Here is a 12,206-nt window from a genome sequence, read left to right as displayed (position 1 = left end):
AAAATCAATTGTCCTTTTTTTCGCAACAAGATTTTTGTGGTACGGGGTCATAGCCACTACCACCCCAAGGGTGGCAAGATGAAAAACGTTTGATACCTAAACGAAAGCCTTTTGAAAATCCCCAGATTTGAATAGCTTCAATCATATATTGTGAACAAGTTGGTGTATAACGACAAGCATTCGGGAAAAAAGGCGAAATGAGTCCTTGATATACACGCACAAAAACAATAAGGATTTTACTAGGTATGTTGGTCATTGATTTGAATGTTTTCTCAAAGGTAAACATCCTTTTTCAAATGCTAAAAAACCAAAACAGTGTTGGCTTCGTATATCTGCTAAGATTTCCTCCTAAAATGCTCAAATGATAGGGGTTTAAACTAACGATTTTATTAATAAACGAACATATTCACTAATACACACTCCATTTAGGTTAATTACTTATTTTATATTACTGCAAAGCCCTGAGAAAATATTCTCGGGGTTTTTTGTGTTCAATGTCCTTCTATTAAAATAGCTATTAGGTAAAATAATAAGTATCATCAAAATGAGTAAAGTTTGATGTTTCGTTGTGTTTTTAGGAATGAAATATAAATTAGTTTTATATTGCTTTAATATCCAAAACAGCTCAACTATTTATCCGTATGAAAAAAAGAACATTTTTAAAAACATCGTCAATTATGGTAGGAGGAATCGTGCTTTCTCGCTTAGTAGCTTGTAAGTCAGAACCAAAAACGCATCTGAAAAACTGGGCTGAAAATTTAGAATACAGTGCCGAAAATGTCTATTATCCCAAAAATGTAGAAGAAGTACAAGAAATTGTAAAGAAGTGCGATAGCCTAAAAGCGTTAGGGTCGCGTCATTCCTTTAATACGATTGCTGATAGTAGCGAGAATCAGATTTCCTTAAAAGAGTTAAATAAAGTAGTATCCTTAGATAAAAAAGAGAATACTGTTACGGTAGAAGGCGGTATAAAATATGGAGAGTTAGCCCCTTATTTAGAAGAAAACGGCTATGCCTTACACAATTTGGCCTCCTTACCCCACATTTCAGTAGTGGGAGCTTGTGCTACTGCTACGCATGGCTCAGGCGTAAAAAATGGAAACTTATCTACTGCTGTTACTGCCTTTGAATTTGTAAATGCCGAGGGAGAAATAATCAATCTTTCAAAAGAAAAAGATGGCGAAAAGTTTAATGGGGCTGTAGTTGGATTAGGAGCGTTGGGAGTAATTACTAAAATTACCTTGGCATTGCAACCGAGTTTTAAAATGAAGCAGGTCGTTTATAGAAACCTACCGATGAGTGCCTTAGAAAAGAACTTCGAGACCATCATGTCTAGTGGCTATAGTGTTAGCTTGTTTACCGACTGGAAGAATAAAAACATTAATGAAGTATGGGTAAAAAGTAAAGTAGAAGAAGGCGACACGACGGAAATTCCAGCAGCATTATTTGGTGCAAAATTAGCGACACAAAACCTACATCCGATAGAAGAAATTTCGGCAGAAAACTGCACAGAACAATTGGGTATACCGGGCGTATGGTATGAACGAATGCCGCATTTTAAAATGGGTTTTACGCCAAGTGCAGGAAAAGAATTACAGTCGGAATACTTTGTCCCTATCGAACACGCCTATAAAGCCATGATGGCGATAGAGAAACTACACGAAAAAGTTAGTCCGCATATTTTTATCTCAGAAATTCGTGCTATTCAGGCAGATGATTTATGGATGAGCCCTTGTTACAAACAAACGTGTGTTGCGATACATACTACTTGGAAACAAGAAGTGGATGTAGTTATGGGCATCCTTCCGCTTTTTGAAGAACAATTAGCACCTTTTAATGCCCGTCCACATTGGGCAAAACTCTTTACAATGGACGCAACGGTTTTGCAAGGTCGAATCGGAAAGTTAAATGACTTTAAGGCATTGGTAAAAGAATACGACCCAAAAGGTAAGTTTCAAAATGAGTTTTTGAAGAAGAATCTTGCTTAGAAATTATGTTGAGGTTTAGCTTTGTCAACTTTTAAAAGTTGACAAAGCTATGGAATTTACTAATGATAAAATTATTAAATATCTAACTCCCCATCAAAATCAAAACTAGTAAACCAGAAATTGTTTTGTTTCAAATGTGTATAAAATTCCAGAAGCTTTATTTTTAAAGTAGATTCTTCTAATGAGTTAATAAATTCAAATAAGGAATTTTTTTCAGGAAATATAGTATGTACATGCTCAATAAGGGCATATCCTTTTTCTGAATTATTTTTTTGAATAATGAATTCAAAGAAGCCTTTAATGTCATTTTTAATAGCAAATTCTTTAATGAATGCATTAATAGTTGGAACCGCTTTTGTATTATTTTCTTCATAATACGAACAAAAAAAATACACCTCCCAAAACTCTTTACTAAATTGTTTGTAACGTTCTACATATTTGACAAAATACTTATATAATAGATTATGTATTTCTTCTTTCAATAAAAAAAAATGAATGTTTTCACTGAAAAAAAAATTTCTTGCCTTTAAGTTAGTTTGGTAATCGCTATTACATACTTTTAGTAAAACTAATTTAAATTCTATGTCATATTCACCGTTATCAATTATTTCTAAAATCGCTTCTTTAAAATTCTTAATTATTAAATTTTTATTTTTAATCTCCTGATACCTATCTTGAATTTTATTGATTATATTTATTGGGAAGTCAAAATTCCTATATTTCAATGTAAATAGTTTTGATTTCGACCCAAAATATAAAAGTGCATGAATAATCTTGTAAAAATCATCATCATTATCGTAATATTTAATAATTTCGAATCTTAATTGCAATTCAGCAAATAACCCATCTTCAATCCATTTATCAATTGCTTTTTTAAAAACTTCTAAATCTGCTTGTCTAGCATTTTTAAATTGTTTTTCACCTAAAACTCCTTCAGTAAGTCTAATTGATGAATAAATCATGAAATTTGAAGGACGCCGAATGGATTTATTATTTTCTGTATTTACTAATTCTTGTTTAGATGTTTCTATGAATATCTGAGGAGGCTGGAAAATTTTAGCTACATATTCTTTTATCTTTATAATTTCTCTGTCGGAAATATTTAAATCTTTAATATTTTTTTCAAAGACTTCTTTATTAAGCAAAAGAAAGTGATTTTTTCTAATATTAACTTCATTTCTATCACTTAAAAACAAATCAGGATCACTAAATAATAATTCATATATTGAAAAATATTTGAGTTTAATTAATTCCATATTAAAAAAGTCTTTAAACAATACTTCCTCAGCGACTTGTAGAAAATTAATTGCGAAAGCATTAGTGAAACGACTGACATCTCTTAACGTTAAGATACAACCTCTAAATATATCTAGATTATTTCCTTTTGAAAAATAATTGTCTATTTCTTGATGATAAGGTTCTCCAATTTGTGTCTTCAATTTTTTGATTAATTCATTTTGTATTCTGTTTTTTTCAAAGGTAGGTAAAGGAAACTCCACTTGAAAAATCTTTTCAAGAAACCATTCTTTTTCATAAGTATTGAATTCATTTATCGCATTGATGACATAGCTTTTATCAAAAGCTACTAGAAAAACTGCATTTTTAAAATTTGCAGAGAATCGTATTAATTTAATTACTTCAATAATTTCTTTACTATCCAGTCTATCAATATCATCTATGAATATAACTACTTGCCTTCCAATATTTTGAATCGTTTTGTCAATGTCATTAAACATATCTTGAGTTGATTTTTTTCCAAAAATTGTATTTGTTAAAAAATCAATGGTTTTAAAATATATGTTGTCGTCAACAGTAGTTAATTGTTTGAGGTATTGATGAATACTAAAACTTAGATTTTCATTATAAATGCCTAATGTTGCTTCGAGCTCATCAAAAAAATCAATGATAATGTTGTTTGAATCATGATTTTTTCGAGAATTGAAGTTTATGATTATTGGTTGCTGAGTTAAATTATTTTCAATTAACTGTATAAATGATGTTTTGCCAGAACCCCATTTCCCAGTAATAGCAATAGCTAAAGCATCACTTGGAAATGATTTTTCTATTTTATTAGCAATTGCTTTTGCATATTCTTTTCTTCCAAGAGTGTCTTCTTCTGGACTGTTGATAGATTGGTCAACAAGGAAACCTTCATTTGTTTTAATTATTAAAGAATTTGGACTACGATTTATACATAGAAAAGAGATGTAAGCAATAGGAATAATAAGAAAAATATCAGAATAGAAAAGAAATGAACAGAATGAAAAAGATTGATAATGCCACCCTCCTTTAATACGATAAATTATATACCAAAATGTAAAAATGAAGATAATACAGCTTTTAAAAGATGATAAAACATATCCTTTTTTAAACTTGTGGTAATAGTATATAGCAAGTATAAATACAAAGATTATTGCTAAAATATCAACATATTTATTACTTTCTAGATTAAGAAAGATAGGGTTAGTAATATATTCGTTAAAAAGGGCTTCAAAATATTTTTGAAAAAGAAGAGGTAGCGTAAAAACTAAAAAGAAGAAAATGTTTTTTCTGTTAGAAATCACTTCATAGAATCTATCGAATAGGTGATTAGGTTTTTTATTGCTCATTATATTTAGATAATTGTATAACTGTAAATATAGGAATTATTTTTTCTTCCAATCTCTAATAAACCATTGTTATAATAGTTTAGTACAGCTTTGTCAGCTTTTTAAAAGTTGACAAAGCTCCCGACACTTATTTATATTTCACTCCAAATCAACCACTTGCTTCCCCGCTACCAAAGAAATCGTTTTCCCATTCCAAACAAATTTCCCAGAAAGGTTAGGAGGGAGGATTACTTCGCCTTGTATACCTGTTTTGCCTTTGCGGTTTAGCTTTACAGCAATGTCTCCGTTAGGATGGGGCATTTTGCCTGAGATATTTTCTAAGATTCCTAAAGAAGGTTGGATGCGTATTTCTTCAAAACCTGGGGCATCGGGCATGATTCCGCAGATGGTCGCCAGAAAATCATAATTAGGCGATGCCGACCAAGCATGACAGTCGGAGCGAGTAGGGTCGGCTTGTTCTGCAAAAGTGGTTAAACCAATCTTGAGCATATCTCGCCACGGCGTTAATGTACTATAATACAAAGAAGCACTTCCCGACTTTTTGAGGGCTTGTGTTAAATAAAAACGGAAATAGAAAGTAGCTTGCGTTAAACTTGGGTCATTTAAAATCTTGTCCATAATAGCCTTTTCATTGGCACGTGGCACAGCGTTGGCAAGGATAGCAAAGATATTTCCATGCTGACTAAAAGCCTTTTTATCAGGCGTGTCAGCCACTTCATTTTTGGTAGCATCCCAACATTGTTCGTAGCTGGATTTCGATAGTAAATCTGCCAATGTACGATAGTAAATGGCTTTTTCTTTCTCTCCATAAGTATCAAACATAGCGGCGGCTTGTCTCAATGTATAGGCATACTGAAAACTGATAATAGATGAATTCCCATCTGTTGCTCCATCAGGAATACCGCCAATATCCGAAACTGCATTCCATTTCCAAGGCTTAGCCCAATCAACAAACGACCACCAGTTCATCGCTCCCAACATATTTTTTTGAGGGTCTATTTTCCTTTCATACCAACCCAACACTTTTTCTATATTCGGCAAAAGCGTTTTCATAAAGGCATCATCCTTGCGGTGCATCCAATAATCATAAGCCATAGATACCCAAAACAACGAGAAAGTCGGAATGATTTGAGGAGTATTACAGGGATAACGGCTTTGGGTTAAACCCTCCGAAGTCATAGAATTATTGAAATCTGTCAGGGCTTTACGCATTAGACGGTCGTCACCAGAAACATATAATGATATTAAGGCTTGGATTCGGGTATCGCCCGTATATTGTAATTGTTCATAATAAGGGCAATCAAAATAGCTTTCGCCTGCACACAAACGTGCGGTTTGCCAGCCTACTTTCCAGATGTCTTGTAGGCTTGGGTCATTGCTAGTGAAATTTGCTTTTTCCTCAAAAGGATAGCCCGTTTTTAATCCATAAAAATCATCGATTGCTAAAGGTTGTTCTTTGGTGACAATCGTAATTTCTATGTAACGATACGTTCTAAACCAAAGAGGTTTGAAACTTCTTTTGGCTTGCCCGTCTGGACGAAAAATATCTTGAATACCAATGATTCTTTTGCCCTCAATCTCGTTTCTGTTTCCCTTTACCCATTTATCATCAATCAAAGCCTCAGCATACGTAAAAGTAATGTCTGCTGATTTACCTCCGCTTACAATTATTTCAGGATAGGCAACGGTTTCAAAAGTTTGGTCTAATAAAATAGTCGTTTTACTATTGGCAGGAATCGTTAATGAGCCTTTCCCTTTCAACCAATTATCATGCATGGTAATGGTTTTTGTACTCTCAAACCTGCGGATAGTATTGATATTTTGATGAATTTCCTCCATTTGGGGAATGGTTCGAGGCACTAAATACCATTCTGCTCCTGAACCTGTACCCGAAATATAACCGTGTTCTAGGGTTCTGGCTGATAGCCACTGACTATCATCAAATGATGGTTTTTCCCAATTGCTTGGAAACTTCGTGGCGTCCACTTCTTCGCCACAACCTACTACAATATAAGTACGTAATTTTGAACCTTCTACAGGAATTGGTTTATAAGCATGATTTTGCAATACCTTCCAACTGTTATTGGTATTCGCAATGCTTTCCAGTTCAGTATTTCCTTGTATAATAAATCCTGTTTTATTACTCATCTGTGCAGCAGGCATATACTCACCAAAATTCCAGACGATGGCAGCAATGGTATTTTTCCCTTGCGTTAGGTATTGTGCAATATCAAAAGTCTCAAAATTCCAGTGCATCAAATCGCTGCGGGCAGGCCCCGCACCAATAAAATGCCCATTGACAAACAGTCGATAGCGGTTATCACCAGAAACATTGATAATAAACTGATTAGGCTTTTGTGATAAATCGAAGTTTTTACGAAAATGATAGACGCCAAAATCTTTAAGACTTACCTGTTGTGGTGCTATCCAATTGGCCTGCCAACGATGATTTAATACTTTGGGACTTGCTTGTTGTGCTGAAAGTGGAAGGGTGAAAATTAAAGTGACGAGCAACGCTTGCAGTACTTTCATTGTTGTTTTTGATTGATTGTGGATAATGAAACTAAAATACGGATTTAGCTTAATATTCCTTGCCTGTTTTTACATGTTATGTTTAAATCATTTGTTATTAGTTGTTGACATAAGTCCTATTAATTATCTATATATCCATAAGTGTATGATTATCTTAATTTTATCTCTAGCGAGGGAATTAATTCCCTCGCTAGAGATAAGGATTGAAAGCTAGCTTCGTGATGTTGGTGTCACGACGCTTGGTTTGAAGAATGATTTAACTTATTTGTTATGAGTGATAGAAAAGACTTTTATACCTCATAAAACCCTAGTTTCTTGAGGTATAGAAGAAAAATATTACGCAGTACTAGTTGGAAATAGGTAATATTTAAAAAATAAAGGCTCTTCCCGATAATAGAAAGAGCCTTTATTTCAATCAAAAAATACTACTTCGTCCCATACTTCTCAGCATATTTTTTGTACAAACGTTTTTGTTTGTCGTCCAAATCTATCTTGCGACCTTGTATAAATGCTTGTTCTACTTTCGCAGTACGCATATCCAATACATCACCAGCAGATACGATTAAAGTAGCGTGTTTGCCCACTTCTAAAGTACCTACCAATTTATCAATTCCTAAGATTTTTGCATTATTGGCAGTGATAAGTTTTAATGCATCTTCTTTGTCCATGCCATGTCCTGCTACTGTACCAGCCACGAAAGGTAAATTACGTGTTCTCCAGTTCAGACCAATGTAAGCTAACCCTACCAAAACTCCTTTTTGCTGTAATAACTGAGGCAATTTATAAGGCAAATCAGTGTCATCGTCTACTTTATTAGGCAAACGGTGTGTTGTACCAACGATAACAGGTACATTGTTTTCTTTCAAGAAATCAGCCGCTAACAATGATTCTTCACCACCAATAATGACGATTTTCTTAACACCTTTTGCTTTAGCAAACTGTACTGCTTCGATGATTTCCTTACCATAGTCAGCAGAGATGTATAGATTTTTTGAACCATCAAACAATCCTTTCATCGCTTCCATTTTTACATTGATTACCGCAGGACTTTTGATTTGTGCATACGCAATCGCATCATCAAAGGTTTTGTCTAATTCTCTCAACAACTCATCTCTTTTGTCGTTCTTTTTAGTAGTGGCTGTAAAAGTAGAGAAATCAAATTCACGTTTGAAATAACCAATCCAGTTGATATGGACACCATCATCTTTCTTCAAAACGGCATCTTCCCAGTTCCAACCATCTAATTGCATAATTGATGACATCCCTGTGATAACATCACCTTGTGGTGTTGCCTGTGTCAATAAAACGCCGTTACTTCTTACCGTAGGAATCAATTCTGAATCTGTATTATAAGCCACCAACGCACGAACGTGTGGGTTGATTGGCCCAATCTCAGCTTGGTCGTCAGTCGCACGTACTGCTTCAATTTCAATCATTCCTAACTGATTAGCAGGAGAAATCAACCCTGGATAAACGCTTTTGCCTGTTACATCAATCACTTCAGTATTAGCTTTGTTGAAAGACGTACTAGCATCACCAATGGCTGTGATGATTCCTTTATCAAAAACGATTACACCGTTTTGAATTACTTTACCTGCAGCCGTATGAATCGTCGCTCCTGTCAGGGCGATAGCTTTGGTTTGGGGTGAACCTGCAGCTTGGTTTTGGGCAAACATAGTATTTGCCAACAATAAGCAAACTATGCTATATATGTATTTTATGTTTTTCATTGTCTGTTCTTTTGAAAAAATGTTTTAAGTCAAGTCTATGAGTTCATGAGTTTAAAGTTTATGAGTAAATGCTAAAAATGATTTTAATCACTCATTCACCACTCACTCAATCACAACTATTAATCATGGTCATGACCTTCAGCTTGCGAAACGCCTGTTTCTTTAAACGCACCAGTTTCTTCCGTTAAATCGCCTTCAGAATTACAAACAAATAATCTTGGTCTTCTCACTTCTGGTTTCACGGTAGGAGCACCTCCTGCTTTAGCGTTCAACATCTTCTGTGTAATACGATTGCGTTCAGCAGCGATTTGCAAACGTAATTCTTTGTCTTTTTCAAGGTCGAAATACGTAGCACCGTCGATGATTACTTTTTCTGGTTTAGCATAAACCGACAATGGGTTGTTGTTCCATAATACTACGTCAGCATCTTTGCCAACTTTGATACTTCCCAAACGATTATCTAAATGCAACATTTTAGCAGGGTTCAACGTAACCATTTTCCAAGCTTGCTCTTCTGTCATACCGCCATACATCACTGTTTTGGCAGCTTCTTGGTTCAAACGACGAGCCATTTCTGCATCATCAGAGTTGATAGAGGTATTGATACCTACTTTCGTCATCAAGGCAGCATTAAAAGGAATCGCTTCTTTTACTTCCATTTTATAAGCCCACCAGTCAGAGAACGTAGAAGCATTCGCACCGTGTGCTTTCATTTTATCAGCTACTTTATATCCTTCCAAAATGTGTGTGAAAGTATTTACTTTAAAGCCTAATGAATCGGCTACTTTCATCAACATGTTGATTTCAGATTGTACATACGAGTGACAAGTGATAAATCTTTTCTTGTTCAAAATCTCAACTAAGGCATCTAATTCTAAATCACGTTTTACAGGTGCAAGACTAGCATTTGCCGCCGCTGCTTTCGTTGCTTTTTCGTATTCTTTTGCTCTCAAGAATGCATCCATCATGATTTGCTCAACACCCATACGAGTTTGTGGGAAACGGATTCTAGCACGGTCGCCCCAGTTGGCTTGTTTTACGTTTTCACCTAAAGCGAATTTGATAAAACCATCAGCATTTGGAATTTTCAATGCGTCTGGTGCTTCGCCCCATTTCAATTTGATAATCGCAGATTGTCCCCCGATTGAGTTAGCCGAGCCATGTAACAACTGAGAAGAAGTAACTCCACCCGCTAACTGGCGGTAGATATTAATGTCTTCTGAATTGATAACATCTTCCATTCTTACTTCAGATGTAACTGATTGCGTTCCTTCGTTTACCGATAACAACGCAATGTGCGAGTGTTCGTCAAAAATACCGTTGGTTAAGTGTTTACCAGTACCATCAATTACTTTTGCACCGCTTTCCGAAAGGTTTTTACCTACTTTCGCAATTTTACCATTTTGTAATAAAACGTCTGTATTAGCAATAATACCTTCTTTTTCGTTCGTCCAAACAGTTGTATTTTTTACTAAAATGGTTTCCGCTTTTGGTTTGTCTTCTGTGCCATAGCTAGTGAAAGGATATGATAATTTCCCGATTACTGGAGCTACTTTTTTGGCCGTATCAACTTTAGCAGGCGTTTCTTTTAATGCTTCTTTGAAAGTAGCGGCAAACGCAACCGCTTGTCCGTTAGCATCTAGTCCATCTCCTTTAAAATTCTTTCCATCAAAGTAAGTACTGATACGGGTATCACCTTTATCTTTTTTAGGGTCTAGTTTGAACGTCAACGTAAAGTTTTCGCCTGTTCTAGTTACTTTAGGAGTCACTTTGATTGAATCTGTTACTACAATCTGGAAATCAGGTTTGTCAATTTTACCTGTTACATTCAATTTCATTCCACCTTTGTTACCAACTGTCAAGTCATAGTTCGCACGAACATCGATGATGTTCATGTTTGAAACTACATAACGCTTACCTTTTACCCAGTTTTCATAGATTACGTTACCGTCTTTGAAAAGATTATCAGAAGTAATCAAGAAATTGGCCAACATACCTGCTTTCAATGAACCTACCAAGTTATCCACCTTCATCAATTGTGCAGGTGTTGAAGTAATGGCTGCTAAAGCTACTTTTTCATCTAAACCATATTCAATGGCTTTGCGGAGGTTGGCAATAAAATCTGCTTTCGATTTTAAGTTAGATGTTGTAAAAACAAAATTTACACCTGCTTTTGATAAAAGACTAGCATTGGCAGGCGCCATCTCCCAGTGTTTCATTTCAGCTAAAGAAACCACCGAAGCATCATAAGGGTCTTCAACATCTGGTGTTGTTGGGTAGTTTAATGGTAAAATCAATGTAGCACCTGTTGCTTTTACTTCATCAAGGCGTTGGTACTCGTCGCCCATTCCTTTAATGATATACTGTACACCAAATTCTTTAGCAATTTTATTAGCACGTAATATTCCTAATTTATCGCCTACCTCAAATACCTGTGGAATACCTTGGTTGGCATTGAAAGCATCTAAAGAAATATTAAACTCAACTTTGTTTTTTGATTTCTTAAACCAGTCTGCATCAAGGTACGTCTGGCGAAGTAATGCTACCGACCCCATCATTGAGTTGGGATAATCTTGGGTAGAAGTACCCTTAGAGAAAGAATAATGAGCCGAAACTTTGCTTTTCAATAAAGCATCTTGGTCGCGACCGTCACCCAACGTAACAAATGCTGACGTTCCCCTTACGATTCCGTCTTGAACATGGCTAACTGCTGAGCCAAATCCTGCTTTACGTAGTTCGTCAGCAGCAGGAGCGTTGATTGAAAAAACACTGGCAGCATCTACTTCTGGTAAAACTGCCTGATTCCAGTTATAAGCACCTTTTTTCTTTGATTCAAACTGAGGGTCAGCTCTAAAACCTCTTCCGCCTTCATTTTTAATTTCTGGTAATCCATAATTTGAATATGCCTCTACTAAGGAAGGATAAATTCTTTTGCCTTTCAAATCTGTCACGGTGGTTCCACTAGGAATAACGATTCCTTTGCCAACTGCTTCAATCACTGAACCACGAATTAATAATGTTGCTCCCTCAATAGTAGTATTAGCGTCTACCACAATTGTTGCGTTGGTGAAGGCAAAAAGGTTTAGCCTTTCGTCCTGCACACCATTACGAGGGGAAAATTGTGTTTGAGCATGAACTATTGACCCCAACAGTAATATGTTAATGAGGGTAATAAAAAGTTTTTTCATGTTTGGTTGATTTTTGTTTGTGATAAAAATAATAAGCTCTAAAAATAGGCTCAAAATTAGAAATATCCTATTTCGCTTTTAATTTTTCGCTTAAAGAATATTTTACAGCGATTAATGGATTAGAAAAGTGATAATGGTCAACGTATAGAACTATAAATT

Annotated in this window: 6 protein-coding genes; 1 reads left to right on the top strand and 5 read right to left on the bottom strand. The window is 35.2% G+C overall.

The window, feature by feature from the left end:
• Positions 1-4 precede the first annotated feature (4 nt).
• Entirely contained in the window at positions 5-256 is a 252-nt protein-coding gene (gene yidD, locus AC1RNE_RS03130; protein WP_492799584.1) for a membrane protein insertion efficiency factor YidD, read from the bottom strand.
• 385 nt (positions 257-641) lie between these two features.
• Here yidD and AC1RNE_RS03125 point away from each other — a divergent pair, with 385 nt between their 5' ends.
• Positions 642-1,988: an FAD-binding protein gene (locus tag AC1RNE_RS03125; protein WP_492799583.1), complete on the top strand. Its 1,347-nt coding sequence runs from the start codon at positions 642-644 to the stop codon at positions 1,986-1,988.
• 74 nt (positions 1,989-2,062) lie between these two features.
• Here the strand turns inward: AC1RNE_RS03125 and AC1RNE_RS03120 are convergent, their stop codons facing one another.
• The 4 genes from AC1RNE_RS03120 to AC1RNE_RS03105 all read right to left on the bottom strand — a co-directional run bounded on the left by AC1RNE_RS03120 (position 2,063) and on the right by AC1RNE_RS03105 (position 12,047).
• On the bottom strand, positions 2,063-4,597 hold the full coding sequence (locus tag AC1RNE_RS03120; protein ID WP_492799582.1) for a KAP family P-loop NTPase fold protein: 2,535 nt from the start codon (positions 4,595-4,597) through the stop codon (positions 2,063-2,065).
• Positions 4,598-4,735: 138 nt separating this feature from the next.
• Entirely contained in the window at positions 4,736-7,129 is a 2,394-nt protein-coding gene (locus AC1RNE_RS03115; RefSeq protein WP_492799581.1) for an alpha-L-rhamnosidase-related protein, read from the bottom strand.
• Positions 7,130-7,554: 425 nt separating this feature from the next.
• Complete coding sequence (locus tag AC1RNE_RS03110) at positions 7,555-8,859, bottom strand: amidohydrolase family protein (protein WP_492799580.1); 1,305 nt, start codon at positions 8,857-8,859, stop codon at positions 7,555-7,557.
• Positions 8,860-8,978: 119 nt separating this feature from the next.
• Entirely contained in the window at positions 8,979-12,047 is a 3,069-nt protein-coding gene (locus AC1RNE_RS03105) for an amidohydrolase family protein (protein ID WP_492799578.1), read from the bottom strand.
• Between the last annotated feature and the right edge of the window lie 159 nt (positions 12,048-12,206).

The sequence above is a fragment of the Arcicella sp. GW822-FHT02H01 genome, from assembly GCF_058802005.1.
This window is presented reverse-complemented; position numbering and strand designations above follow the sequence as displayed.

Excerpts from the sequence above, each read along its gene's own strand:
- yidD (WP_492799584.1), bottom strand. The coding sequence starts at position 256 with ATGACCAACATACCTAGTAAAATCCTTATTGTTTTTGTGCGTGTATAT.
- AC1RNE_RS03125 (WP_492799583.1), top strand. The coding sequence starts at position 642 with ATGAAAAAAAGAACATTTTTAAAAACATCGTCAATTATGGTAGGAGGA.
- AC1RNE_RS03120 (WP_492799582.1), bottom strand. The coding sequence starts at position 4,597 with ATGAGCAATAAAAAACCTAATCACCTATTCGATAGATTCTATGAAGTG.
- AC1RNE_RS03115 (WP_492799581.1), bottom strand. The coding sequence starts at position 7,129 with ATGAAAGTACTGCAAGCGTTGCTCGTCACTTTAATTTTCACCCTTCCA.
- AC1RNE_RS03110 (WP_492799580.1), bottom strand. The coding sequence starts at position 8,859 with ATGAAAAACATAAAATACATATATAGCATAGTTTGCTTATTGTTGGCA.
- AC1RNE_RS03105 (WP_492799578.1), bottom strand. The coding sequence starts at position 12,047 with ATGAAAAAACTTTTTATTACCCTCATTAACATATTACTGTTGGGGTCA.